Raw genomic sequence first — 26478 nt, 5'->3', positions numbered from 1 at the left:
TTTCATTCTCCTCAATACAATTAGACAGATCGACAGGCGGACAATCAACAAGGAACAAGGATAGTATAACCGAATTCCGGACCACTTGCAATGAATTGAGACGAAATAGCTGGATTAAACTTTCATTAAGGAAGGGGGAGAAGGCTGTGTAAAGATTCTGTAAAGTTCGTTGACGAAGCACTTTACATTTTATATACTACACCAGGAGTGTGTAAAAATGAGAGAGAAAAAAGTAAATGGAGGACGAGGCTATGCCCACGCTGTTAGGCCTTTTAGGGGGATTGGCACTTTTTCTGTACGGAATGCAGATGATGAGCTCTGGGTTGGAAGCAGCTGCGGGAAACCGCATGAAGAGCATTTTGGAAAGGCTGACCTCGAATCGCATTTTGGGCGTTTTGGTCGGCGCCGTCATTACAACTGTGATCCAATCTTCTTCTGCCACAACAGTGATGGTGGTGGGATTTGTCAACTCGGGTCTGATGACGCTGCAGCAGGCGGTCTGGATCATTATGGGCGCCAATATCGGCACCACGATTACCGGACAGCTCATTGCCCTGGATGTGGGCGCACTGGCGCCGCTGTTCGCCTTTGTGGGCGTAGCCATGGTGGTGTTTGTAAAGAAGCCGCAGGTAAGACATATCGGCAGCATCCTGGCTGGACTGGGCGTACTCTTTATTGGTATGGATATGATGGGGGCCGCGATGGAACCCCTGCGGGATTCTCCGGCCTTTGTCGACCTTGTGACCACTTTTTCCAATCCCTTGGTTGGAATTCTGGTGGGCCTGATCTTTACCGCCATTATTCAGTCCTCTTCTGCCTCTGTGGGCATTTTGCAGGCCTTGGCAGGCAGCGGTGTCATTGGGCTGGGTAGCGCGGTGTACGTTCTCTTCGGACAAAATATCGGCACCTGTGTCACAGCGGTACTGGCCTCCATCGGGACCAGCCGCAATGCAAAACGGACCACGATTATCCACCTGATGTTCAATGTTTTGGGTACAATTCTGTTTACCGTCGTTTGTATGACAACCCCACTGACCGACTTTGTGGCGGGCCTGACCCCGACCAACCCTGCGGCACAGATTGCCAATATGCATACCCTGTTTAATGTTGTGACCACATTGTTGTTGCTGCCCTTTGGCGGACAGCTGGTAAAGCTGGCCATGAGGGTCCTGCCTGAGCGCCCCTCTGACGCTCAGGAGGGAATGCACCTGGCCTATCTTACGGCACTGCCTACACATACCAAGCAGGAGCATCCGATTGGCTACTCTGCCATGTATCTCAATCAGCTGCGCCAAGAACTGGGGCGGATGCTGACCATGGCCCAGGATAATATCAGCATGGCTTTTCGGTCTGTGCTGGACCGAGATCCCAAGCTGCTGGAGAAAGCGGAAGAGACAGAGGAGTACCTGGATTATCTGAACAAGGAAATCTCGCAATATATCTCCAAAGTGATGGTCCACGAGACGAATGAGAGAGATTCTGCTCTGGTGAGTGCTTATTTCAAAATTACAGGAAATATTGAGCGAATCGGTGACCATGCGTTTAATATCTGCGAATATTCCGCCATGCTGGAGAAAAAGAAGATTCACTTCTCAGAAGAGGCGCGGGCAGAGATTGTTGAGATGGGACAAGTCTGTCAAAATGTGATGGATACCTTGGAAAAGGAACATGACCCCAAAGATTTGCTCCGCAAAGTGGCCGCTCTGGAACAGCGAATGGATGACATGACGGAGGAATACCGTCGCAACCAGCTTCAGAGAATGAAGAGCGGCACGTGTTCTGACGAGGCCTGTATCATCTTTTCGGAATTGCTCACAGATTTTGAACGGATCGGCGACCATGCTCTAAATATTGCAGAGGAACAGGCAACTATCAATACAAGCGATTTATAAAATAAAGTGACCTATAAAAAATGCGCCGCCCTACAGGGCGGCGCATTTTTCTTCGATCTCGGCCTCAGCGGCCTTCATGGCCTGGAGGGTGCGGTCCAACAGATCGGACAGCTCCCATCCCAGCTGCTCCGCGCCGCGTGCAATTACGTCACGGGAGCAGCCAGCGGCAAATTTTTTATCCTTATATTTCTTTTTCAGGCTGGATAATTCCATGTCCTGTACGCTCTTGGAGGGGCGCATCAGGGCGGCGGCTCCAATCAGCCCGGTCAACTCATCTACGGCAAAGAGCACCTTTTCCATCTGATGTTCCGGCTGATCCGTTGTGCCGGTCAGACCCCAGCCGTGGCAGGCGATGGCGTGGATCAAAGCGGGATCAATGTCCCGCGCCTCCAGAAGCTTACGGGCCTTGACACAGTGTTCCTCCGGAAACTGTTCAAAGTCAATGTCGTGCAGCAGACCCGCCTGGGCCCAGAAATCTGCCTGGTCACTGTAGCCCAGCTCATTGGCATACCAGCGCATTACGGCTTCCAGGGTTAATGCATGGCGAAGATGAAAGGGCTCTTTGTTGTACTCTCTGAGCAGCACCCAGGCCTGCTCGCGGTTCATTTGCATGTGGATCCGCTCCTTTTTTTGATCTTTTCACATATTAACACAAAGGGAAAGATATTGTAAAGAATGGAATCGTCAGCTTGCAGTCCTTCGAAAAGCGTATTATACTGAATCTGCAGGCTGAGTCAACCCAAATGAAATAGGAGGGAACAGCAGTGAAATATGAGATCTTGGGGGAACCCATGCCGGTGGTCGTGTGCAACCTGGAGAAAGACGAATCCATGATTACAGAAAAGGGCTCCATGGTCTGGATGACGCCCAATATGCAGATGCAGACAGGAGCGGGAGGCGTGGGAAAGGCCTTTGGTCGTATGTTCTCCGGCGAATCTATATTCCAGAATACTTATACGGCACGGGAGGGGGAAGGGATGATTGCCTTTGCGTCCAGCTTCCCGGGATCAATCCGGGCGGTAGAGATTACACCGGACCGACCGGTTGTCGTTCAGAAAAGCAGCTTTTTGGCCTCCGAAACCGGCGTGACCCTCTCCGTCTTTTTCCAGAAAAAACTGGGCGCCGGCTTTTTTGGCGGCGAGGGATTCATTATGCAGAAGCTTTCCGGTCACGGGATCGCATTCCTGGAGATTGATGGATCCGCCGTAGAGTATGAGCTCCAGGCAGGGCAGAGGATGATTGTGGACACAGGCAACCTGGCTATGGTGGACACATCTTGCTCCATCGACATTCAGGCAGTAAAAGGGGTGAAAAATGTCCTGTTCGGAGGCGAGGGTGTTTTCAATACGGTTGTTACCGGGCCCGGGCGAATTGTACTGCAGACCATGCCGGTCAGTGGGGTAGCGGCTGCGGTAGCGCCTTTTATTTCCACGGGAAACTGAGAAGCGACAAACCCCGGGAAAGAGGCGGCTCTCGTTCAGGGAGCCGCCTTTGGCATCGGAACTCAAAAAGAAAGACATCTGCTTTCGCAGATGTCTTTCTTTTTGGCGGAGTAGGAGAGATTCGAACTCTCGAGCCGCGTTAACGGCTACACGATTTCCAGTCGTGCTCGTTATGACCACTTCGATACTACTCCATATAAGATTGTCCCATCCATGGTCCTTGCACAAGCGACGCGTTTTATTATACCAGTTTTTTGCCGCACGTCAAGAGGAAAATACGAAAAAAACGAAAAAGCCTGATGAAACAGAAAAAGACGGAAAATATTACAGCTTGTCACAGCAAAGAGAAAGAGTTACAATTCGGTTACAAAAAGTGGGAAGGAGGTGACGAGAAATCAAAAGGTTTGTAATTTGTCTTTTGACCTGTCTGGGCCTGCTGACCTCTCAGTCCTTGGCATCTGTCCTTACCGTGGATGGAACACAGCTGGATGCATCTCAATATCAGCTCTATAACAATACAACCTATGTGTCCCTGCGGGCGGTGACAGAGCAGCTTGTCCCGGATGCATGGGTGAGGTGGGAATTTGGCCAGGCGGCTGTGAACACCTCGCAGCTTGAATTGACGGCCAAGCCCGGTTCGATCTACATAGAAGCCAACGGTCGTGTACTTTCGGTTCCCTATGGAGTGCGGCTGGAAAATGGAGTCACACTGGTTCCGGTGCGGGTGCTGGCAGAAGCCCTGGGGGCCTCCGTACACTGGGATGCCGCAACTGGGGCGGTCACGGTTACCGGGAATACAGGTCAATTTGTTTCGGGGGAATCTTATTATGACAGCCAGATTCTCTATTGGCTTTCCCGTATTATTTCCGCTGAGAGCAAGGGAGAGCCTTTCCTAGGGAAGCTGGCTGTGGGCGGCGTGGTCCTGAACCGGGTGGACTCTTCTGATTTCCCCAATACTGTTTATGGCGTGATATTTGACGACCGCTGGGGCGGCCAGTTTGAGCCGGTGCGAAATGGGACCGTTTATCACGAGCCTACGGCAGAAAGCGTAATTGCCGCAAAGCTCTGTATGGAAGGGGTTAACCTTGCAAAAGGCAGCCTCTACTTTCTGGCACCTACGCTGACCGACAACCACTGGACCATGCAGAATCGTACTTATGTGATGACAATCGGATCTCACCTGTTTTATCGGTAAAACACCACACGCTGGACTGCGGGCTGAAAAGGCCCGGTCCAGCGTGCTTTTTTGTTCCTGTTTTTTGGTGAAATTACGGATAAAAAGATACTTTTTGATAAAAGGTTACAAAAACAAATGTTTCTCAATCCGCTGCGCTGCAACGGTTTGGGGCTGTCGACAAAACTTTCTATTGACAGGGCGGCATTTATTGGTTACAATATGGTTACAATTCAGTGAACAACAAGTAACAGAATGTAACAGGAGGAATCCTTCATCATGAAGAAACGAGCCCTTTGCGCGGTCCTTTGTCTGGCCCTTTGTATCGTGTTGGGCGGCCAGGCTTTTGCCGCTGAGAGCGGCGTGTCAATTCTGGTCAATGAGACCGCTCTTGCTCCTACCGCTGATGTGCTGATAGAGGAGCGCACCACCTATGTCAGTTATCTGCCGGTAGTGCTGATGCTCTATCCGGAAGCTACGGCTGTCTGGGAGAACGGCCATGCCCTGGTAACGGCGGAAGGCCTGAGCATGAAGATCTGGCTGAACACCTGCTATATGGAGGTGAATGGCCGCTATTTGTACCTGGAAGATGGAGTGCGTATCGTGGATGGAAATATCCTTGTCCCTATCCGGGTACTGGGTCAGGCCTTGGGCGCAACGGTAGAGTGGGATGCCGCAAGTTCCCGTATCCTAGTGGTGGGCAGCGGTACCGCGATTCAGTCTGGTGACGCCTTTTATCCCAGCGAAGATCTGTATTGGCTCTCGCACATCATCTACGCTGAGAGCGGAAACCAGCCTATGGAGGGAAAAATCGCAGTAGGCAATGTAGTGCTCAACCGCGTGAACGATCCACGCTTCCCGAATACTGTTTATGGAGTTGTATTCCAGCGCAATCAGTTTACGCCGGCGATGACCGGTACCATTAATCGCACACCCAATGAGAGCAGTGTGATTGCCGCCAAGCTCTGCCTGGAAGGGGCAAATACAGCAGGGGAGAGCCTCTATTTTGTAAACCCCACGTCCGCCCCGCGTAGTTGGGCGTCCCGCAATCGCCCCTATGTGGCGACAATTGGCGCCCACGCATTCTTTGCCTAAGCTGCATAAAAGGAGCCGGGGCCTTCGGGCCCCGGCGATTTTATGAAAATCACGGTTTTTTATTGACAAATTATATGGGGTATGGTATTATCTCTTTTGCATTTGATTGAAGGTCGGACGTGGAGAGATGTCCGAGTGGTTTAAGGAGCCGGTCTTGAAAACCGGTGACTCGAAAGAGCCGTGGGTTCGAATCCCACTCTCTCCGCCACTTCTTTTTCGACAGCATTGAGAAAGGACTTTCAAGAGAAAATGTAAATAGCGCTTGTAAAATTGGACTTGGAGAAGTACCCAAGTGGCCGAAGGGGCTCCCCTGCTAAGGGAGTAGTGTGGGAAACCGCAGCGAGGGTTCAAATCCCTCCTTCTCCGCCAATAAAGAAAGACATCCGCTTTCGCGGATGTCTTTCTTTTTGCCTGTATTCCCGGCTGCTGCGCCACCGGCCATTTGGACCGGGTGGACAATAAGAAGTCAGTCCCTGCGGCGGTTGAAAATGCTGGGACTGACTTTTTATTTTATAATAAGGTCAGCGCTTATTCCATGAAGCCGTATTTAATTTTGATTCGATCCAGCTTTTCTAGCATAGGCTCCGCGCCGAACCAGAGGAAGAACACGGTGGCGGCGGCCTGTACGCAGTCGAAGGGGAAGCCGGAGAGATAGTAGGTCAGGAGGATCTTCCAATTGAGCTCACCGGCCCACATAAGGGCCGCTGCCGGGTTTAGAATGCCGCCGTAGATCAGGATGGCCGACAGGGCTCCAAATATGCACAGCGCGCCTCTTGAGCGCTGTAGCCAGCCCTTGCAGAACAGAATACCGGCCAGGAAACCGATTATGCCCATGGCAAACATCTGCCAGGGCGTCCAGGGTCCCTGGGCGTACATTACGTTGGAGGCCAGCATGGTCATGGCACCCACCAGAAAGCCCGTTTCTCCGCCAAAGGCCACGCCTGAGAGGATGGTTACGGCCATAACGGGCTTGAACTGAGGCAGCATAAAGAAAACCGCCCTGCCTGCCACACCGATCGCACAGAGCACTGCGATGATCACCAGCTCCCTTGCCTGGGGCTTTCGGCCCTCAAAGATCAGGAAAAAGGGGAGCATGATTTCCAGCAGAATCAGCAGGGAAATAAAATAATATTTTTTCCCCTCCAGGTAGTAGATGCCCACAAAGAGTGTGAAGGGGATCAGAACCAGAATCAGCGCCGCTGCCAGCAGAGTGCGTTTGGTGAGCGTTCGCTTTTCACGGGGGGGCCGCACCAGGTAGCCTGGGTGCGGGGAGCGCCTGGCAATGCTGCAGGCAAAGAGGAAGAGCGCGAGAATAAAAAGGGAATAGAGCCGAAGCTGTCCCGGAGCCAGAGCGGTCACACCGTCCGCAGTGATCAGCTCCGTCAGATCGCTGCTTCTTATAAAGTTCAGAAAGAGCAGCGCCGCAAGGATGCCGGAGGCAGCGGCCAAAAGTCTGCGCCATAGGGGGAGCTTGAGGAGCCTGGAATTTGGTCGCTCCGTTTCCGGTTCAGGCAGGGGAGGGCGTTCCTCCAGATGCTGCGCCTGCGGCGGCACGCTGCCGCCGCAGGCGCAGATAATGTCCTCCGCCGTGATCGCCTGAGGCAGAAGGGAACGGGCCATGCGGTTTGCCGAAGTGGTATAAAAGCTGTTGCAGGAAAAGAAACAGCGGGGCGAGGCCTGCGCCATCACCGTGCCGTCAAAAAAAAGCGCGCAGCGGTGGGCGTATTGGGCGCAGAACTCCACGTCATGGCTGACCATGAGAATGGCGACGCCGCGGCGGAGCAGTGCCTGCAGAATCTCTGCAAAGACCTGCTTGAATTCCGCATCCAGGCCTTTGGTCGGCTCGTCCAGCAGCAGGATATCAGGTTCCAGCAGCAGTATTTTTGCCAAGGCCGCCCGCTGCTGTTCACCTCCGGACAGGTCGTAGGGGTGCCGGTCCAGCAGCTCCTCCAGGCGGCACAGGGTGGCCGTGCGGGCCATCCGGCTGTGCTGCTGCTCCCTGGTGAGGTTTCGTGCTTTCAAAATTTCGCAAAGATCCTCCCGGACGGTCTTTTTCACAAAAAGGGCCTGAGGGCTTTGTGGCAGAGTACCCACGCTGCCGTTGACGCGGACCTCGCCCCGATAGGGCTTCAGCAGCCCGGCCAGTAGTTTCAGGCTGGTGGTCTTGCCGGCACCGTTGCCGCCTAAAAGCGCCAGAAATTCCCCCCGCCTCACGGAGAGGGACAGGCCTTTTACCACGTCAGGCAGTTCCTTTTTATATCGAAACCAGAGGTCAGACGCCTCGATGGACGTCTCACCGCCGAAGAGATGCTCCGGCTCCGGGGGCAGGGGCTCAAGGGGATGGGCGGCGGCATATTCACTCAGCCAGCCGCGGCCCTCCAGTACGGTGACCGGACACGGCCGGTCGCTCTCCACGCAGGCCCACACCCGCATGGCGGTGGGCATGGAACGAAACATAGCGTGCCCGGCCTGCCGCAGCACGGCGCCCACTTCGCTTGGCGTGCCCGTGCAGAGCAGCTCGCCCCTGTCCAGGACTGCGGCTCGGGAGGCCAGGGGGAAGGCCTCCTCCAGCCTGTGCTCGGTGAGGAGAACGGTGGTGCCAAGCTCGCGATTGATTCGCGCTACGGTAGCGAGAAATTCTGAGGCGGCAATGGGGTCCAGCTGCGAGGTGGGCTCGTCCAGGATCAAAACAGAGGGCTGCATGACCATGACGCCGGCCAGATTGAGCAGCTGCTTTTGTCCGCCGGAGAGCTCGCTGACCTTTTTGTAGAACCAGGTCTGAATGCCGAAGAAGCAGGCCATCTCAGCCACCCTGCGGCGAATGGTGGGGGTATCGAGTCCCAGGCTCTCCAGGCCGAAGGCCAGTTCGTGCCACACCTTGTCCGTGACGATTTGATGGTCTGGGTTCTGCTGGACAAAGCCGATGCGCTGGGCCTGCTCCCGCAGGTCCAGCGCATGCAGCGCACGGCCCTCAAAAAAAATCTCACCGGTCTGCCGTCCATGGGGGGCCAGGACAGGCTTCAGCTGCCGCAGAAGGGTTGTCTTGCCGCAGCCGGAGGGGCCGCAGAGCACCAGGAATTCACCCTGCCTGACCTGAAGGGTTAAATTCGTCAGCGCGCATTGCTCCTGCTCCGGATAGGCGAAGGTCAGATGTTCGATTGTAAACGTGTCCATTTTTGATCTTCCCTTCTGTTCAAAATAACCGGCGTCAGACACAGCGCCAGATAGGCCAGCTGAAAGCTGACCGGGAAGGGGCTCAGCGCCGCTCCCCGGAGCGTGGGATAGTACCGCCAGTAAAAGCCGCCCGCGGCCCATCCGCAGAAAAGATAGAACCCGCACAGACACAGCCAGAACAGCGCGGCCCTGTCGCGGCCGTCCAGCCGGTAAATGGAAAAGGCGGTTCGCCCCGGCAGGCCATAGCCCCGACTCTTCATGCTGTCGGCGGTCTCAATCGCGTTTTCCAGCGCCCAGGTGAGCAAAATGGAGAGGATTGTGACCGCATTTTTGAGCCGCTGCAGCGCGCCGCCGCTGGACACGTCCCGGCCGATGCAGCGCTGGACTTCGGACACCGTGCGCAGCTGGGCCTTGAATCTGGGCACAAAGCGGAGGGTCATGGAGAGCACCAGGGAGAGGGCGGGAATGATCCGTCCAAACAGATAAATGAATTTATCCGAGGTCATGACCTCCGTATAGCAGGAAAACCAGGTGATGACGGCGGCAAGCATAACAGCCGCCGCAGCGCCGTACAGGATGCTCTCCAGCGTCAGCGGGTTGCCGGAGGGCAGATAAGCCAGAAGCGTGGCGCCCTTATGGTTAAAGACCGGGTTAAGGACAGCTGCCATCAGAGCCAGGGGCAGAAGAAAGAGAAGTTGGAAGCGGACGGCCCTGCGGCCCTTGAGGCAGGTCTGGTAGGCGACGGCGCAGGAGAGAGAGATGAGAAGGCTTGCAGGATGGAGGAGGAACATGCTTAAGAGCAGTACCAGGGCAAAGTATAAAAAATTCACAAGCGGATGATAGCTGGAAAAAGCGTCTGTGCTTGGCATGAGGTCTCGCCTCCGATCAGCCTTCCAGAACATTGGAACCCCCGATATCCACACCCAGGTCACAGGTGTATTCCCAACAGACCACGTCGCCGTCTTTCAGCGCATAGCGGGAACAGCCGTAGTTGGGAAACCACTCGTTAACCTGATACATCCATCCAGAGCGTTCGCCGCAGTCAAATTCATATAAATTGGAGATCCCCTCGATGTAAGCGGAGTTGTACATAGGCGTATGTTCGAACTCCATGTGAAGCCCGTTTTGCTTGCAGGTGCGCTGGAGCACGTTGAACACGCTCTCTCCCTCGTAGAAGGTCACCTCGGTGGGAGCCAGGATCCAGCCGTCTTCCGGTATCAGCTCCGCCTTTTCCGGGACCAGCCAGTCTTGGTGATCCAGGATGGAGGCACAGGAGATTGAGAGTGTACAGGTATAGGCCTTGTCAGAGATGACCGCGTCCTGCGGCTCTGCCGGGAGAGGCTTCCCGGAGGGCACAGGATCTGTCCGGTAGGAATCCTTGCCCGTGGCTGGGTCAATTTCCATGTTTTGCGCCTGTGAATCCGCGGCGCCGGGAGAATTGACTGCCGCAGCGTCTGTTTCCTCGGGGCTCGTGTCGGCGGAAGGGGAGGCCTGCGGCACAGGCGTCTGTGTTTCCCGCGTGGGAGAAGGAGCGGCCCAGCCATAGCCCTGCGCTTGTGCATTCGGGCTGGGCGACGCAGCGCTGTCTGGTCCGGGCACGGAAGAAAGGCTGGGCTCACCCGGCGCTGTAGACGAGGGCGGACTGCTTTCTCCGACGGTCCAGCCATGCAGACCGGGGGCGCCGCCGCCGTACCAGAACGCACCGGCCAGAAGGGCTGCGATCAGCACCGGAACAATGACCTTCCATCGTTTTTTTTTCCACCACATCATGAGTGTGCTCCTTACAGAAGATTTGCTTTGGTCAAAAGGGTATAGAGCATCTGGGCGGCTTCACACCGCTTGATGGCGTCCAGGGGCCGGATTTCCAGTTCAGACTGGTCCAGAAGCTCTGCGCGGTAGCAGAAAGCGACGCCCTGCAGCGCCCAATCCGCCGTGCTGATATAGTCTGGGAATTGGGCCAGGAGGTCACGCACCGAACTGCCGTCAAGCGAAGGCTCCATACCGCAGAGCTCTGCCGTGCGGGCGGCCATAACGGCTGCCTCCTGCCGGGTGATGGTGCCGCCGGGACAAAAACGGTCAGCCCCAACGCCCTGGATGATCCCATATGCGCAGGCGGTGCCCGCATAGCCGGAAAACCAGTCTCCGGGATTCACGTCAGAAAAGCGGTCATCGCCCTGCGGCGTCAGTCCCAGACTGCGCACGACCAGAGCGGCGAATTCTGCACGGGTCATGCTGTCCTCCGGGTGGAACAGACCGTCCGCCTTGCCGTTGATGATGCCGCGGGCGGCTAGTGCCTCGATGGCGATCTGATTTCTGTGCGTGCTGCCGCCGGCGATATCGTCAAAAGTTTTGCCTGGCGCTCTCAAGGGGACCGCCTGTACGGCCGCATGCTTCCCCGCAAGGCCCTCGCCCTTTTGCGTGTCGTCCTGTTCGCCGGTCAAAGGGGCCGCGTCACCCATACGGTAAAGGCTGTTCCGGCCCTCTCGCGCGCGTTGCACTGCGGCCAGACCATAGAGCGCCTGCTCAGAGGCCATCTGGCTGGAGCCGGAACCGTCCGCAGTGTGCAAAAACCCTTCGCCGGGCTGGTAAAAGGTCATCAGATCATCCAGCATGGTGTTTCCGTTTTTTACAAATCTGGGGTCGTCCAGGGGAATCCCCAGCTCACACAGGGCGACGATCATCTGAATACAACTCTCAGAATTGCGGGTACCCCAAGAGGAAAAGCCACCGTTGGAGTCCTGCCTGCTACTCACGCAGGTCAGCGCAGTCTCAATCGCCTGGGCAACCGCCGGCTGCTCCTGATATTTTGCCAGAGCCTGCAGTGCCATGCCTGTCATGTCGGGGTCGGAGCTGATATCTGCGGAGGAGCCGCCCAGGAGACTCCAGCCCCCGTCCGAAAGCTGGCACTCCAGGATGCGGTCAATATACATCTGCCGGGTGGCCTGAACCTGGGCCTGGGGGTTTTCAGGTACGGGATAATCCCGGCTGTCCAGGGCAATCAGTGCCCAGACGGGGCCGTTGAGTCCCTGCCAAATGGTCTTTTCGTAGTCGCCGAGGGGAAGGGTGAGGTCATATCCGGCCACATCTCGGGCGTCCTTTCCAATGGCTGAGAGCGCCAGAATTACGCGGGAGTACTCGGTATACTTTTTGTCGTGGAGCTGGCCGCCGCAGGCCTGGACATAGCGCTCCACCGCGGCATAGTAGTCCTGATAGTATGTCTCCGGAACCGCGGAGCCTGAGCGGGCCAAGCCCAGCACCGCCCACTCTCCGCCGATGGACCCCACCTGAGGGCTTTTCACACGCTCACAGACATACTGGGCGGTATCCGCAAGGGTCAGCTCCAGCGTATGGTCCGATACGGCGGTACGCGCTGAAACCGATAGGCTCAGCAGCATGATCAGGAACAGCGTTAGGCCAAGGCCTCGCTTATACAGACGCTTCATGTGCTCCTCCTTGTTGTGTCACGGCCGGCCGATTCAGTGTGCAGAAACGCATAAGACACGGGAACGCTGCGCCGCGATACAGGTGGCCAACCCCATACCACGGCGCAGTGCCCGTGCAGTGTAAAATGACTGGTCAAAAAGGTTGACCGAAAAAGGCCTATCGCTGAACCAAAAGCGAAATCATGCGCTGGAAAACAGCGGCGACCTCGGCGCGGGTGGCGCTGCCGGCAGGGTCGAGCGTGCCGCCGGACTTGCCGGAGATCAGTCCGCAGCCTACCGCCCAGCTCATAGCGTCACAGGCCCAGTCGGAGACATGACGGCTGTCGTGGAACCTGCTCAGGTCGCCTGTGGGCTCCGTAGGAACGCCGAGCGCGCGGCAGTATCGGTAGAGTATAGCCGCCAGCTGTTCGCGGGTGATGCTGTCGTTCGAGCCGAACCGGCCGTCCCCATAGCCGGTTACGATTTCCTTCCCGCTGGCCCATCTCACGGCGTCCGCAAACCAGGCGCCCCCGGGAACGTCGGAGAACAGAGCGCTCCCGGAGGTTCCCTCCGCGTCCTCCAGCCTCCAGAGGACTGTGGCCAGCATGGAGCGGGTCATGTGGGCGTCGGGAGAAAAAGCGGAGGCGCTGGTCCCATGAAAGAGCTCGCGGGCGCTTACAAAGCGGATGGCATCCTGGGCCCAGTGTCCCTGCAGGTCCGAAAAGGCTTTGGCCTGATTTCTCACCAGCACCGTACACGAGCCGTCTACAAGGGCGGAGACCATTTGGCTGCCCGCGACAGACTTTTTGACAATGGTCTCGCTGCCGTCCGCCTCCACGAGAACCAGTACAGAGCTGGAAGATGCGGACGCAAACGGAACCGCGACGCGCATACCGCCCTCCAGCTGCTCCAGGACCGTACCGCCTACCTTCACCTCGAATCGAACTGGTCCGCTGGCCGCACCGTCGGCATCCTTGCCGGCTTCGACTGAGAGAACCGCCGTACTGCCGTTTAGTCTGCTCAACCCGGCCAGGCTCTCGGTGGGAACGCTGAGCACACCCAGCTCCGTTTTCAGGCTCAGCTCCGCATCTGTGTTCTTGGCAAGCTCCGCGATGGATGCCTTTGGCAACTCGGCCGTGACCTTGTCCGGATTGCCCTTGATTGCGGGGGCGATCACGACGACATCCGCATCTGTGGCTTTGGCCTGCCCGATTGCCTGCTCCAGCTCCTTCGCCGTCAACAGAACGTTTGCCTCGCCGTTTTTGTCTGCCTCGGCCTCAGGCCGGAGCGTTGTGGAACCGTTGCCGGTATCCATGCCCGAACTCTCGCCGGTATCCCAGCGCTCCGAGCCCTCCTCCTGTGTGTAGTCGTCGGTATAGTGGAAGATAATCCGATCTCCGTTTGAGAGGCTCTGTTCCGCCACGCCGTAATCCGGGTGGGAGCCATTGCGGAGATACATCCATCCGGAAAGAGGACCGTTGTCAAACTCGGACAGCCCGTTTATCGTCGAAATGTAGTTTCCACCGGCATTAGTCCAGTCGAGACCGGCGGCGTTCAAAGCCGACTCCAACAGATCCAGGACTGTGGACCCTTCGGGTAGCGTGTAAGAGGTCTGGGGAATCCAGAGCTGCAGGCTGCTTTTGGTATGCTGATAGGTGTGGGCCATACTGATTTCCCCATGTTTTTCATCCCCATAGAGGAGGAAGGACACTGTAATGGCCTGCCCGGAAACATCTGGGGCTGATTCGCGGGTGATGACCAAGGCAGCCGTCTGTGTGGTTCCATTTTGGTCCTGAGCGGAAATTTCAAAGCGATTTTCCCCATAGCTCAGGGCGTAGTTCTCCAAGGCGGCGGCGCCATTGACGGTATAGCGGACACCGGAGGCCACAGTTGGGTTAATTCCAACAGAGTCGATCCGGTGGCCTACTGTCAGCGTATAGGTCGTTCCGTTCGCCGTGGCGGCCTGGCGGGCGGCGCCGCCGACATCTACTTTGATGCCCTCGATGATCTCGCTGCTCTCAGCAGCGCTGCTGGTAAGTTTGAGTAAATAGAGGACGGGCTCCCGATCGCCATTCTGAACCAGAATACGCACTAATTTCGGACCGGCCTCTTTTGTCACCTTGATGCCCGTTGCGGCGGAGCCGGAGGAAACGCGCTGGTTGTTGATGTAGATATTGTCATCCGCCGCCGTGCCCTCCACTGTGAGGGAAATATATTTCATATCGCCCAGATCCATCGTGTAGACCTGCTGGCCCTCAGTGAAATGGAGCACCTGGCTGGAGGTGCCGTCCGTGATGGTCACTCCGGAGGGGGCGGCGGTGGTGCCCACCATACCTTCCTGGGCGGTGGTGCGGACTACGGAAGAGACCTCGGTGGATTTTTCTGCAAAGCTGCCTGCCCAGATATTGGAGGCTGTGACCACTTTCACATAGTGGAATGCTCGGCCTGAGACGTCAATGGGGTTGCCGTCGGCATCCACCGCCCAGGCCAGATCGAAGCCGTTGCTCTTGGTTGGATCAGCCACATAGGGATTCACATCCGCACCAGTGGTGCCGTTGGCATAGTAGTCGACATAGCCGAATTTGGTCTCACCGGCAAAGGAAGCGGTTGAGCTGTCACCCATAATACTTCCGTCAAAGCAGGGGAGCAGGATACCGGAGAGGGTAATCGTACCCTGAGAAGCCAAGGCGTTCAATGGATAATTGGCGGCGGACGGCCAGGAGCCGGCTCTGCTGGTTCCATCGTTATAGTTGCCCTGGTTGTCGCTCCAGGCGGTTTTCCCGCTGTCTGTCCTGGTATAAGTAATAGTGTAATCGCGGATGGTGCTGTCCTCATAGTGCTCGCTGCCCGCAAGGGCATACCAGGTCCCGCCGTCCTCGGAGACCCAGACCTGACCCGGTTCAGCGGCACTGCCTCCGTCTGCAAAGGAGTTGCCGTACACATAGAAGTCCAAACCGTATTTGTTGTTTGGGCTGTCAGTCAGAGGAGTCTCATAGTAATAGGTAATATACCCGCCGAAATTGCCCAGGGATTTCAGGCTGCCTGATAAGGTCAACTCCGGTTGCACGCCATACCCGCCGTTGGTATACTGGCTGTTGATGCACAGATAGTCCACCACTTTGTCCGGCACGTCATATTTGCTCTTCTTCAGCGCCTTGAAGCTGTATGTATTGATCACGCTGCCGGCCGCGGATGTAATGGTCAGGGACTGAGACGTTGTTTTCAGCGGCAGGGAATAAACACCGTTGTCATCCGGAGCCTGCACGGCGCTGCCCAGCTTCACCACCGCGCCCTCGGAGACAGTATAGAGGATAGTGGACAAGTCGGTTGTGTCGTTCGGGACCACGAGGTTATAAGAGGTGATTTCAGGATCAAAGGCAGGATACCAGTCGCCGACGACAGAGGAGGCGGTCAGAATCCGGGCGCTGCCGGCCGAGGCGTCTGCCTGTTCCACCCATACGGTGTAGACCTCCGGCTCACCGGAGGCAAAGCCGGACTTGCCGGCTTTACTATTGTCCGAATAGGTCTTATCGTCCAGAATTTCAATCCGCACCTGGACCACCTTGTCCCCGGCGGCAGGGAAGGAGAGCGTGCCGGTGGCGCCGCCACCCTGGGGCAGCTCGGTCCAGGTTGCTCCATTGTCCGTGGAGTAGCGCATATGAGCATAGCCTGTGCTGGGAGTCAGGGTCAGGGAGAACCGCTCCAGACTGTCCAGGGCGTACACGCGGTAATATTTCTGGGTACTGGTAACGCCGGTGCCGGAGGTAAGCGCGCCGCTCTCATCCGCTTTGAGCATAGTGCCCTCGGTGTAGCCGTTATACTTCGTGCTCAAAAGGCTCCGCCCGTCCGGCGCAAGTACGATACCATTGCTTTTGATGGCCTTGGAGGTATCCCGGGGCCGGGCCACATGGAAGGTATAGACCGTCTTGTTGTCTGGATTTGCCCTGTCGGCCAGGGTGATGGTCAGGCTGGAGTCGTCAAAGGGCTGATTGGGAAGGGTTGTCATTTTTCCGCTGTTGACGGTGACACACTGAGGCGCTCCATTGGCATCCGTGTATTCCGCTGTGGCAATATATTTGTCGCTGTTATAGAGCGTGGCGGCTTGGAGTGTGAGGGAGCTGGTGCTGTAGCTCCTGATGGGAAGGCCGTATTCCAGCTTTGTGGGAGAAAAGGTGGAGCCGGTTGTCCATGAGCCGCTGGTGAGTGCGGATGTCGAAAACTCCAGCGCCTCGAAATAGGGCGTTTCGCCGTCCTGGACAACGACCTTGATGCCGCCCCTGGTTCCTGCGCTGTCGGTGGCGGTGATGAGAACGCTCCCCACGCCCTTGGCAGTGACCAAGCCGTTTTCATCCACAGTGGTGATGCTCTCATCCGCACTGCTCCAGCCTGCCACAGTGCGGTCCTCGGCCACGTAGGCGGTCAACTGAGCGGTAGGGCTGGGCTGGGCCGCGGTCCGTGTCAGGTAGGTCTTGCCCTGGCTGCCAGCAGCGTCCTCCACCGCAACGCCTGTAATGGTCAGGGCGGCCGTGTCAGACATGGAGGGGTATCCCTCCAGATAAAATGAGACCGTAAAGCGCCCGGGGCGCAGGGCGTTGAACTTGATGGAGGTGCCGCTGCCCGGGTCGGCGGCCAGCGCGGCAATCCCGGCGGCTGCTGTTTCATCATAACTCCAGACAGTGTGGCCGGAGACTCCTCCGCTGACAGAGATGCTTTGAGCGGTTTGGCCGTCTGCAGAGAGGGCGACGGACTGTTCCTTTTGATAAGAACTGAACGCATAGCCTTTAAGCGAGAGTGTAATCTGGGCTGAGATGTTGCTGTCAAGGGTGGAAGTGGCAGTAAAATAGAGGCTGGAGCTTGAACCAGCGCTCACGGAGCCGGCAGTATATACGCCGGTGTTGGCGTCGATGCTACCGTCTACATAAGAATACGTTTTTTTCCAGGTCACCGGTGTCTCGTTTCCGTCCTGGTCCAGTACCTTGAATGAAAAGGTATCGCCGGTCTTGCCGATCAGTGATCCGCCTAGCATGGGGTTCCCGTTATCCGAGACAATAGTGATGCTTCTGGGAGCAGATTGGGCAGAAGTTACCGTTACCTTGCACATCGGCGGAACCAGATAGTTGGGCGATGTGCTTCCATCGTCGTTGTAGGTGGAATAACCGGGAGAATTATGCTGTGCTGTCACATAATAAGTGCCAAGCTCTGTAATCGAAAATGTAACACTGCCGCTGGTGGAGGTGGATACCGTTTGGCTGTAAATATCGCCATAGATGTGTTCGCCCCGGAATGCGGACGGCACGGAATAGGTGCCGGTGTCCAGATCGTAAGCGCCGATGGGGGCGGCCGCCACCGGGGCTTGAACAGGATTAAAGTTCCCGTCATAACCCCAGGACATCAGGGTCAGCGTAAATTCTTCTCCGGCCGTGACCGTTTTCTCCGCCTCAGTAAAAAAGGAGTAGCGGTCGGAATAGCCGGCGGTGTCATAGTAAGTAAAGGCGGTGATCTGATCCCCATCCGCCAGAGCCTCCGCATCCACCGTGCCGGTCACGGCGTTGTTTTTGTAGAAGCCGTAATCAGAGGTTGCGGTCCCCCATAGCTGAGTGACCCAAGAACCGGAAACGGTATAACCGTCCGCTCCGGCGGAGCAATAAGCGGTATGGGCGGCCAGCAGAGCCTCGTTCAGGCTGTATGTTCCGTCGCCGTTGTCATCCGTGACCGTGACGGAGCGCTGGAACATGATTCTGCCGTCTTTGTCCTTGGCAAACTGCCCTTTTTCATAGAGCGTCAACTGTACCGTGATGCTGGCTACAGAGGCCTCCTCCGCCCGTGCGGCGGCAGGGAACAGGCCCAGGGTCAGGGCGAGGGCCAGGAGCATGGATAGTATGCGTTTCTTCATTCTTTGGATTCTCCTTCTCGTTTTAGTTGAATGAAGCTGAAGCGTGCGGGCGTTATTATCCAAATAAAAATATAAATGGATAATAATTCCATACAAAAAGTCCGCACGGCGCTCCTGCTTGACCGTGCGGACTTCCTTTTTCTGTCCATGCAGCCCCAGTACAGGCAGGGTGCGCTGGAACGACGCTTTGCGTATCTGACTTAGCCTCTTGGTTACAGGCATCACAGTGACCCGCTCGCGGGGCTTCTCACCCCATTCCGCTACCAGAGAACCACTCTGGGCGCGTCGTTCCCATTCCGATTCAATTTTCAAATATAGTTATACCAGATTTGTACACGAGTTCCAAGTATTTTTTGACGCTTTTGGTCACCTGTCTATAAAAATGGACTGAAGGGCCAAACGACAACACGGCAGGAAGAATGCCTGGCACCGATACGGCTTTCTGCGGGATTAAAAAAGTCCGCCGGCAAAAACCAGCGGACTTTTCCTGTTCCTGTCTCTACTTTGAGGGGAGCAGCACTGTAAAGGTGGTGCCCTCCTGAGCGGTGCTGGAAACGGAAATTCTGCCCCGATGGAGCTCTGTGATGCTTTTGGCGATCGCCAGCCCAAGGCCGTAACCGCCCTGCGCGCGGTCGCGGGACGCATCGGCGCGGAAAAATCGCTCAAACAGGTGGGGAAGATGTTCCGGCGGAATGGGAGCGCCGGTATTGTGTACGCTCAGGCGCAGCCGCTCCGGCTGATTGGTAAGGGATAGAGAAACCGAGCCGCCGCTTCCGGCGTATTTGACCGCATTATCCAACAGAATCATGACCAAGCGGCGCAATTGACCTTCATCCCCGGTGATAAAAAGGCCGGGCGTGATATGGCTGTCTAAGGTTACCTCGGCTTCAAAAGCGACCGATTCAAAGGGGAGCAGGCAGCTTGTGACGATGTCGCTGATCGGAACCGGCGAGGGTGTGGCACTGCAACGGGAGGCGTCGCTTTTGGCCAGAAAGAGCAGATCCTCCACCAATCCCTTCATCTGGCCGGCCTCTTCCTGAATATACTCCACCCATTTCGCCTGCTGGCCCAGTTCCACGCGGTGGGCGAGCAGAATACCGGAGTTGGCCAGAATAACAGTAAGCGGGGTCTTGAGCTCATGGGAGGCGTCGGCCACAAACTGCCGCTGCTGCTGCCAGGCGCGCTCTGCAGGACGCAGAGCCAGGGAGGAGAGGAAGAGGCTGATGAAGAAGAAACCCAGCAGCGCCAACGCCCAGACCAACAGGCAGGTGAGAATCAGACTAGTCAGGGACTGCGTCTCCCAGCTCCGGTCTGCAAAGGCGATGCGAAGGGCACCGTCTGCATCGGAAGCGGTTTGAAAGCGAAGCCCCAAACTGCGTAAAACGCCGGACTCGGTTCCTGCATCCAAAGCGGCCTCCACCGCCTGTTCCGCCGCCTCCTCCGACACGTCCACCCGGCCGCCGTCGTTGATGGAGGTGATCTCCCCGTCGTTCAGGGTTATGACAAAGACAGGCACCATGGGAAAGGACTGCCGGTGCTGCCTGGGCGTGTCGTCCTCCGGTTGTTCCGGCTGCGGGAAGTCAAACACGAAGCGGGGAGGAGCCTCCCCGTCCCGCCACTCCAGTGCCATGTTCATGACCGCTGTGCTCTGGTCCGAGAGCCGTCTGGCGTTGGAGGCCACGAGGATGGCAAAAACCACAACCAATACCAGGCTGACCAGCGTGAGGTTGATCAGAATAAATTTCCGGCGCAGCTTCCGAATCACGAGACGGGCACCTCCAGGTGGTAGCCGACCTTTCGGACTGTGCCGATGCTGACCTGTGTCTCCAAAAAGGTGAGCTTTTTCCTCAAAAATGAGATGTACACCTCCACATTGTTGTCCTCCGCATCCGAGTCTAGCCCCCACACCCGCTCAATGATCTCCTCCTTGGGCACCAACGCCTTAGCGTGGGACATGAGCAGCCGGAGCACCTCAAACTCCTTGAAGCCAAGCCGTACGGAGCGGCCGGCGCAGGAGAGCTGCCGTGTGGACATCGTCAGCGTCAGGTCCCCAACGGTAAGAAACTCCCCCTGTACTTCGCCCTGACGGCGGGTCAGGGCGCGTACCCGCGCCAGAAGCTCACCAGCGTCAAAAGGCTTGGTCATATAGTCGTCCGCGCCGCAGTCCAGACCGTTAATTTTGTCCGGCACCTCGTCTCTTGCGGTCAGCATCAGGATCGGCGTGGAGATATGGGCGTCCCGGAGCCGGCGGGCCACCTGAAAGCCGTCCAGCCTGGGCAGCATAACATCCAGAATGATCACATCATACTGGCCTGTAAGTGCGTAATCCAGCCCATCCGCGCCGTCATAAACCACGTCCGCGTGGTAACGTTGCTCCTCTATAATTTGCCCCAAGGCCTCCGCCAGCCGGCGCTCATCTTCTACGATCAATACCCGCATGCGACATTCTTCCTTCTGATTTTATTTTCTTTCAGTATAGAAGCGCAACCTGAAATTTCTCTGAAATCATTGTAACAACTTTTTATAAAAAAGGTTTTACAGAGTGTTAACAATTTTTCCCGGCCGCTTTCAGGGTAATTTCAGCTTGGAACGCTATACTCCCCAACGAGATCATTTGAGACGGGAGGACGTATATGTGAAAAAGAAACGAATCGTCATCGCAGGATTGGTGCTGGCCCTGACGGCCGGGTCAGCGTTTGGGGTGAAGGCTCTGTTTTTTTCCGAAGACGAACAGGTGACGCTGACCGGCACGACCACATACGGCTCGCTGGCCACTACCCTCGAGGGGACTGGAACCACCATTCCGGCGGACAGCTATACGGTTACCGCGGCCTCCGATGAGGCAAAAATTACTGCGGTATACGTCTCCGCCGGTGACACAGTGGAGGCTGGAGATCCATTGTACACACAGGACGACAGTGAGCTGGACGACCAGATTGACGAATACCAGACGCAAATCGACAATCTGAACGACCAGATTGACGAATATAAGGACCAGCTGTCTGAGCTTCAGGAGACCTTGTCCGCGCTGACGGTGCAGGCGCCCTTTTCCGGCAGCGTTATGGAGCTGAACGTGGAGCAGGGCGACGAGGTGCAGAAGGGGACCAGCCTGCTGACTCTGGTGGACGACAGTAAAATGACTCTTACAGAATATTTCAGCTATGCCTATGAGGACCAGATCTATGTGGGTATGGCCGCGGGGGTGTCCATTTCTAGCTTGATGAACACCTTTACAGGCACGGTAACTGATATTGAGAAGGTGGAGCGCCTCACGGCGGAGGGGACCCGCACGTTTGCGGTCACCATTACATTGGATAATCCGGGCGCACTGACCGAAGGGATGACCGGAGCGGCCTGGGTGACCGCCGACTCGGGTGGAAAGCTCTACCCGGCGGTGGAGGGCAGTCTGGAATACTACAACAGCAAGACCTTAACCGCTGAGGCGGCCGGCGAACTGCTAACGGTAAATACGGTGGACTATCAGAAGGTGAGCGCCGGGCAGACGCTGATTACCATTGACGGCTCTGACTACCGGGACCAGATCGCCTCGGCACAGGAAAAAATTACACAGGCACAGGAGCGCATTGTTACTTATCAGGAGAGAATGGCGGAGGTCGAGGAAAAGCGAAGCGATTACAACGTCACCTCCGAGGTCTCCGGCAAAGTAATCATGGTAAACGTCCGGGAGGGTGAGACGCCGCGCTCCGGCAGTACGGCGGTAGCGGTCTACAACCTGGACAACATGGAGATCAGCGCCAACATTGATGAGCTGGACATTGACAAGATCGAAATGGGCATGGAGGTACAGATTGTCAAATCCAGTTCCAGCGGCGAGAGCGAAACCTACACCGGAACGGTGACCGAGATCAGCTACGAGGCCACCAACTCCAACGGCGTGGCCTATTTCCCGATTACCATTACCATTCCCTCTGAGGGGGCGCTTTCCGCGGGAGTCAATGTTTCCTATTATATCAGTGTAGGGGACACAGAGGAGGGTGTTCTGGCGCCCATCGACGCGCTGAAGAGCACGACAGAGGGCACCTGCCTGTTTGTAAAGGCGGATACAAAGCCGGAAAACGCCGTGGACCTGGAGGACGGTGTGGTTCCGGACGGCTTCTATGCCGTGCCCGTGGAGGTGGGAGCCAGCAACAGCCAGTATGTGCAGATACTCTCCGGCGTGGAGCAGAACGTGGAGGTATTCACCCGATACCAACAGTCGGCGCCAAGCGGCGGCGATACCACCAGCTCCAGCGGAGACGACAGCAGCTTCCCCAGCGGCTTTGATCCCAGCAGCTTTGGCGGCGGGGGTGGCGGTATGCCCAATATGGGCGGCGGCGGTATGCCCGGCGGACCCATGGGCTGAATAAGGAGGGCAGAAATGTGAGCCTGATTGAATTGAAGGACGTCTATAAGATCTATAACGAGGGACAGGAAAACCAGGTCAACGCGCTGGACGGCGTCACCCTGACCATCAACAGCGGGGAGTTTGTGGCGATCATCGGCACATCCGGCTCCGGAAAATCCACCATGATGAATATTCTGGGTTGTCTGGACATATCCACACGGGGAGAGTACCTGCTGGACGGCAACCCGGTGAGCCAAAAAAGCGAGCGGGAGCTGTCTGAGCTGCGCTCCCGCCGCATCAGCTTTATTATCCAGGGCTATAACCTGATCCCATCCCTGAAGGTGTGGGAAAACGTGGCCCTTCCGATGACCTACCAGCACATCCCCCTGGCCGAACGGAAGGAGCGGGCCCTGGCCGCCCTGGAAGAGGTGGAGATCTCCTCCAAGGCGGAAAACAAACCCTCCCAGCTCTCCGGCGGCCAGCAGCAGCGGGTGGCCATCGCCAGGGCCATGGCCACCCGATCCCCCATCCTGATGGCAGACGAGCCCACCGGCGCCCTGGACTCTAAGACTGGCGCCCAGGTGCTCTCTCTGATGCGGCAGCTCAATGCCAAGGGCACCACGGTCATCCTTATTACTCACGATAACGGCATCGCCGCTCAGGCTGACCGCACCATCCGGGTGATGGACGGCCATATTGTCCATGACAGCCTGTGGGACGGCATTCTGGTTCCGGCTGAGGCTGCGGCGGGGGTGAAGGGCGCGTGAACTCGCTTCGCATGGCCCTGGACTCCATCACGGAGAAAAAGGGGCGCTCCTTCCTAACTATGCTGGGGATTATCATTGGCGTCACCGCCGTGCTGGTGCTGGTGGCCATGGTGACGGGCTACAACAGCGATATGACCGCCTATTATGAAAAGATGGGCGTCAATAAAGTCACGGTACAGGTCTCTTGGTACGACGCAACCCGTGCCTCGAATGTGATGGGCCAGCTCTATGAGTACGGAAACAATGATCTGTCGGACTGGGTGGAGGGGGTTACGCCCGATCTGTCCACCTCACTGCCGCTGCAGTATGGCGGAACCACCATCGACAGTTCCACCGTCTATTTCGGTTCCGATCAGTTTTCCACCTGCTATAACTATACCCTGGAGTCGGGGAGAGACATCGTTACTCAGGATATTGAAAACCGAAGCCTGGTCTGCGTGCTGGGCTCCTATTTGGCGGACAGCCTGTTTCAGTACAGCGACCCGGTGGGAAAGACCGTGACCATCGGCGGATATCCCTTCCTGGTGGTGGGGACCTATTACCAGAAGGACGGCGGCGTGGAGGACTCCATGGATGACGCGGTAGTCATTCCCTATTCCGCCAACCGGGAGATCCTGCTCTCCGACCAGATCAATAACATCATCTTAAAGGTAAAGACCTCCAACGACATGGATACTGTCATAAATAAGCTTACGTCCTACCTGAATGAAACGATTGATACAGCGGTGGGGGAGTACAGCCTGGAGGACGGCAATTCCGCCATGACAGAGTCAAACGATGAAATGACCTCGCTCTCCGTTGTGTTGGGCGGGATCGCCTCCATTGCCCTTCTGGTGGGCGGGATCGGCATTATGAATATCATGCTGGTTACCGTGACTGAGCGCACTCGGGAGATCGGAATCAAGAAGTCCATCGGCGCGCCGCGGGGGGAGATTATCGGTCAATTTCTGCTGGAGGCGGCAATCCTGAGCGCCATGGGGGGATTGATCGGAATCGCTCTTGGTTATCTGCTTTCGGCCATTTTGGGGAAAGTGATGTATGATCTGATTTTGTTCCCGAACACCTTGGTGACCGCAGGCGCGTTTGCCTTCTCCGTCGCCATTGGGATGATCTTTGGGATCTATCCGGCGCTCAAGGCATCGAATCTCCAGCCGGTAGACGCCCTGCGGGCGGATTAAACAGAAATAGGAGGATTTGAACCATGAAACACCGAGTTGTGACGCTGCTTCTGGCAGCGGCAGTCTGCCTGGGGGTGATTGCCGCCTTTATCCCCTCCGCCCTGGCCTTTTCCGACGTGACAGGCGCCGATGTGGCGGAGGCGGTGGAGGTGCTCTCCGGCCTGGGCATTGTAGACGGCTATTCGGACGGGGGCTATCACCCCAACGATACCCTGACCAGGGCCCAGTTCTGTAAGCTGGCTGTGCTGGTCGAGGGCCACGCAGACCAGGTGAAGGGGAGCGCCTACCGGACACTTTTCTCTGATGTGCCGGCCTCCCACTGGGCGGCGTCCTACGTCAATTTGGCCTATGAGGAGGGCCTGGTGTCCGGCTATGGAAATGGAACCTTTGGGCCCGACGATCCGGTTACCACGGCCCAGGCGGCCACCATTGTCCTGCATCTTCTGGGCTATTCCAACGACCACATTGGCCCGTTCTGGCCCGAGGATTATTTGGAGAAAGCGCAGGGGCTGGGCTTGCTGGATGGAATCGACCGGACATCCTCTCACAGCATGACCCGGGGTGAGGCCGCCCTTCTGCTCTGCCAGATGCTGAACCTGCCCACGGCGGATGGGAAGGATTACGCGCAGGTGCTGGCCGCTTCCACGGTGGGGGATGCCGTACTCATGGATAACGACGCCCAGGACGACGGTAGTGCGCTGATCTATGCAAACGGCACGCTGACTTATTATGACCAGGCGAAGCAGCTTTCGGAAGCCCTGGTGGGCCGAAGGGGGACTCTGCTGCTCAATCAGTCCGGAAAGGTCAGCGGATTTATTCCGGATGAGAGCCGCTACAAGGAAATTCTCAACGGTGAGGCGGACTCCAGCGGCGTCACCGACAGTAGCGGAACAAAATATACCGTTCCTAGTAGCGCGGTTTTGGTTATGGATGAGGAAGTAAGCACCTATGGAATGAAGTGGTATGACCTGGAAAACCGCGCCAAACTGCTTCTTTATTACGGCTCCTCAGGCAGTGTGGAGCTGGTGGTGGCCTCCGAGAGCACGACCTATGATGGTGTGATGCTGACCGGCTATTATGAGAGCGCTTCGCCGAACACCGGTTCGCCCAGCACCATTGTGCTTTTGGGGATCGAGCTGGAGGTGGACGATACGGCGCTGAGCAGCCTTTCCGGGCTCAGCGTGGGCAGCAGAATCACGGTCACACTGAACGGAGACGGAGAGGTGGTGTCCGCCTTCTCCGCCTCCTCGGTCAAGGTGGAGCAGTACGGCGTGGTCACCAGTGTCGGCAGCAGCAGTGCCCAGGTAAAGCTCTCCTGCGGGCTGACCGCATCCGGGGAGCTATACAGTAGCAGCAGCGCCCAGGTGGGCGAGCTGGTGCGGGTGACTGCGGCTCAGAAGGGTAAGCTGACCCTCTCGTCGGTATCGGCCAGCGCTCCTGGAAAATTGGATCTGGCCGCGGGGACGTTGGGCAGCATCCAGCTCTCCGATCAGATCGCAGTGTATGAGCGGGCTGGAAACAGTACAGTGGTGCAGATTGATCTGGACGACATTCTGGTGGATACGATAAGCAACTCCAAGATTGACTTTTATGCCACAGACAGCCAGGGAAAGGTCCATGTGCTCCTGCTGAACGACGTAACGGGCAGTGCCTATACCTATGGAATTTTAGACGCCGGGGAACAGAGCGGCGGCAGCGGCCAGCTGACCTATACCAACCGCACGGTTACGGTAGAGAACAGCCAGGGAACCGGCCAAACCTATATTACCGGCGCCACCTTTAAAGATGGCGCGGTGGGCGGCGTCGCAGTCAGCGGCGAGGGGAAGGCTGTCAAGGTAATTACCCTGACAGAATCAAGGGAAATATCCCGCTCCGCGTTTGATGGCAGCGACGCGGTCGTTGTGGACGGGGTACGTGTACCCATCAGTGACGAGGTGGAGGTATATAACAGCGATACCGGGCTTTGGACGACCCTAGAGGCGGCAAAATCCTATTCCGATACCTTTGCTGTCTACTACAGCGGCAGTTTGGGCAGCGACGCGGTGGTCCGCGTGATTGAAACCGAATAAAGAGAAAGCGCAATGGCCGTACAGCCC

Annotated in this window: 16 protein-coding genes and 3 tRNA genes; 10 read left to right on the top strand and 9 right to left on the bottom strand. The window is 56.9% G+C overall.

The genetic code is table 11. The features are described 5' to 3' along the window. The first annotated feature begins 251 nt into the window (after window positions 1-251). Window positions 252-1892 (top strand): Na/Pi cotransporter family protein, encoded by a 1641-nt coding sequence (locus tag H9Q75_RS02660; protein ID WP_186564605.1) that lies wholly within the window; start codon window positions 252-254, stop codon window positions 1890-1892. Between the two features lie 30 nt (window positions 1893-1922). On the opposite strand, the gene H9Q75_RS02655 is transcribed toward H9Q75_RS02660, so the two are convergent. Beyond that, complete coding sequence (locus H9Q75_RS02655; RefSeq protein ID WP_186564604.1) at window positions 1923-2504, bottom strand: hydrolase; 582 nt, start codon at window positions 2502-2504, stop codon at window positions 1923-1925. Window positions 2505-2656: 152 nt separating this feature from the next. On the opposite strand from H9Q75_RS02655, the gene H9Q75_RS02650 reads away from it, so the two are divergent. Beyond that, window positions 2657-3334, top strand: a complete 678-nt coding sequence (locus H9Q75_RS02650; RefSeq protein ID WP_186564603.1) for a TIGR00266 family protein — start codon at window positions 2657-2659, stop codon at window positions 3332-3334. A gap of 103 nt (window positions 3335-3437) precedes the next feature. Here H9Q75_RS02650 and H9Q75_RS02645 read toward each other — a convergent pair. Continuing rightward, window positions 3438-3528: transfer RNA gene (locus H9Q75_RS02645), tRNA-Ser, on the bottom strand. Between the two features lie 224 nt (window positions 3529-3752). Between H9Q75_RS02645 and H9Q75_RS02640 the strand changes: the two genes are divergently transcribed. The 4 genes from H9Q75_RS02640 to H9Q75_RS02625 all read left to right on the top strand — a co-directional run bounded on the left by H9Q75_RS02640 (window position 3753) and on the right by H9Q75_RS02625 (window position 5972). Further along, the gene (locus tag H9Q75_RS02640; RefSeq protein WP_207720733.1) at window positions 3753-4529 is read left to right on the top strand and encodes a cell wall hydrolase; all 777 of its coding nucleotides are present in this window, start codon (window positions 3753-3755) and stop codon (window positions 4527-4529) included. A 258-nt stretch (window positions 4530-4787) separates the two neighbouring features. Beyond that, window positions 4788-5603 carry a cell wall hydrolase gene (locus H9Q75_RS02635; RefSeq protein WP_186564602.1) on the top strand — a complete coding sequence of 272 codons (816 nt, stop codon included), beginning with the start codon at window positions 4788-4790 and terminating at the stop codon, window positions 5601-5603. A gap of 121 nt (window positions 5604-5724) precedes the next feature. Continuing rightward, window positions 5725-5811, top strand: a tRNA-Ser gene (locus tag H9Q75_RS02630). 70 nt (window positions 5812-5881) lie between these two features. Then, window positions 5882-5972: transfer RNA gene (locus H9Q75_RS02625), tRNA-Ser, on the top strand. A 159-nt stretch (window positions 5973-6131) separates the two neighbouring features. On the opposite strand, the gene H9Q75_RS02620 is transcribed toward H9Q75_RS02625, so the two are convergent. The 7 genes from H9Q75_RS02620 to H9Q75_RS02590 all read right to left on the bottom strand — a co-directional run bounded on the left by H9Q75_RS02620 (window position 6132) and on the right by H9Q75_RS02590 (window position 20531). Next, window positions 6132-8777 (bottom strand): ATP-binding cassette domain-containing protein, encoded by a 2646-nt coding sequence (locus H9Q75_RS02620; RefSeq protein WP_186564601.1) that lies wholly within the window; start codon window positions 8775-8777, stop codon window positions 6132-6134. Next, the gene (locus H9Q75_RS02615; protein ID WP_186564600.1) at window positions 8750-9646 is read right to left on the bottom strand and encodes an energy-coupling factor transporter transmembrane component T; all 897 of its coding nucleotides are present in this window, start codon (window positions 9644-9646) and stop codon (window positions 8750-8752) included. The genes H9Q75_RS02620 and H9Q75_RS02615 overlap by 28 nt, the downstream gene beginning before the upstream one ends. Window positions 9647-9662: 16 nt before the next feature. Continuing rightward, window positions 9663-10547, bottom strand: a complete 885-nt coding sequence (locus tag H9Q75_RS02610) for a DUF4430 domain-containing protein (RefSeq protein WP_341480885.1) — start codon at window positions 10545-10547, stop codon at window positions 9663-9665. Window positions 10548-10558: 11 nt separating this feature from the next. Next, window positions 10559-12220, bottom strand: coding sequence for an S-layer homology domain-containing protein (locus H9Q75_RS02605; RefSeq protein ID WP_186564599.1), 1662 nt, complete (start codon window positions 12218-12220; stop codon window positions 10559-10561). A 157-nt stretch (window positions 12221-12377) separates the two neighbouring features. After that, the gene (locus tag H9Q75_RS02600; protein WP_186564598.1) at window positions 12378-18092 is read right to left on the bottom strand and encodes an S-layer homology domain-containing protein; all 5715 of its coding nucleotides are present in this window, start codon (window positions 18090-18092) and stop codon (window positions 12378-12380) included. 499 nt (window positions 18093-18591) lie between these two features. After that, window positions 18592-19857 (bottom strand): ATP-binding protein, encoded by a 1266-nt coding sequence (locus tag H9Q75_RS02595; RefSeq protein WP_186564597.1) that lies wholly within the window; start codon window positions 19855-19857, stop codon window positions 18592-18594. Further along, the gene (locus H9Q75_RS02590) at window positions 19854-20531 is read right to left on the bottom strand and encodes a response regulator transcription factor (RefSeq protein ID WP_186564596.1); all 678 of its coding nucleotides are present in this window, start codon (window positions 20529-20531) and stop codon (window positions 19854-19856) included. Before H9Q75_RS02590 ends, H9Q75_RS02595 begins: the two co-directional genes overlap by 4 nt. 196 nt (window positions 20532-20727) lie before the next feature. On the opposite strand from H9Q75_RS02590, the gene H9Q75_RS02585 reads away from it, so the two are divergent. From H9Q75_RS02585 to H9Q75_RS02570, 4 genes are read left to right on the top strand one after another with little or no spacing between them, the layout of a single operon-like run. Next, a complete protein-coding gene (locus H9Q75_RS02585; RefSeq protein ID WP_341480884.1) occupies window positions 20728-22455 on the top strand; it encodes an efflux RND transporter periplasmic adaptor subunit in 1728 nt (575 codons plus the stop codon). Between the two features lie 17 nt (window positions 22456-22472). After that, on the top strand, window positions 22473-23204 hold the full coding sequence (locus H9Q75_RS02580; protein WP_186564594.1) for an ATP-binding cassette domain-containing protein: 732 nt from the start codon (window positions 22473-22475) through the stop codon (window positions 23202-23204). Next, window positions 23201-24382 carry an ABC transporter permease gene (locus H9Q75_RS02575; RefSeq protein WP_186564593.1) on the top strand — a complete coding sequence of 394 codons (1182 nt, stop codon included), beginning with the start codon at window positions 23201-23203 and terminating at the stop codon, window positions 24380-24382. The genes H9Q75_RS02580 and H9Q75_RS02575 overlap by 4 nt, the downstream gene beginning before the upstream one ends. A 23-nt stretch (window positions 24383-24405) precedes the next feature. Continuing rightward, a complete protein-coding gene (locus H9Q75_RS02570) occupies window positions 24406-26451 on the top strand; it encodes an S-layer homology domain-containing protein (RefSeq protein WP_186564592.1) in 2046 nt (681 codons plus the stop codon). Window positions 26452-26478: the final 27 nt, after the last annotated feature.

Source organism: Lawsonibacter celer (genome assembly GCF_014281125.1).
Classification (GTDB): Bacteria; Bacillota; Clostridia; order Oscillospirales; family Oscillospiraceae; genus Lawsonibacter_B; species Lawsonibacter_B celer.
The sequence above is the reverse complement of the archived record's forward strand: the minus strand, read 5'-3'. Positions and strand labels throughout refer to the sequence as shown.

Coding starts and splice junctions, on each gene's coding strand:
- H9Q75_RS02615 (WP_186564600.1), bottom strand. CDS start 9,646: ATGCCAAGCACAGACGCTTTTTCCAGCTATCATCCGCTTGTGAATTTT.
- H9Q75_RS02635 (WP_186564602.1), top strand. CDS start 4,788: ATGAAGAAACGAGCCCTTTGCGCGGTCCTTTGTCTGGCCCTTTGTATC.
- H9Q75_RS02600 (WP_186564598.1), bottom strand. CDS start 18,092: ATGAAGAAACGCATACTATCCATGCTCCTGGCCCTCGCCCTGACCCTG.
- H9Q75_RS02660 (WP_186564605.1), top strand. CDS start 252: ATGCCCACGCTGTTAGGCCTTTTAGGGGGATTGGCACTTTTTCTGTAC.
- H9Q75_RS02590 (WP_186564596.1), bottom strand. CDS start 20,531: ATGCGGGTATTGATCGTAGAAGATGAGCGCCGGCTGGCGGAGGCCTTG.
- H9Q75_RS02570 (WP_186564592.1), top strand. CDS start 24,406: ATGAAACACCGAGTTGTGACGCTGCTTCTGGCAGCGGCAGTCTGCCTG.
- H9Q75_RS02610 (WP_341480885.1), bottom strand. CDS start 10,547: ATGATGTGGTGGAAAAAAAAACGATGGAAGGTCATTGTTCCGGTGCTG.
- H9Q75_RS02655 (WP_186564604.1), bottom strand. CDS start 2,504: ATGCAAATGAACCGCGAGCAGGCCTGGGTGCTGCTCAGAGAGTACAAC.
- H9Q75_RS02605 (WP_186564599.1), bottom strand. CDS start 12,220: ATGAAGCGTCTGTATAAGCGAGGCCTTGGCCTAACGCTGTTCCTGATC.
- H9Q75_RS02620 (WP_186564601.1), bottom strand. CDS start 8,777: ATGGACACGTTTACAATCGAACATCTGACCTTCGCCTATCCGGAGCAG.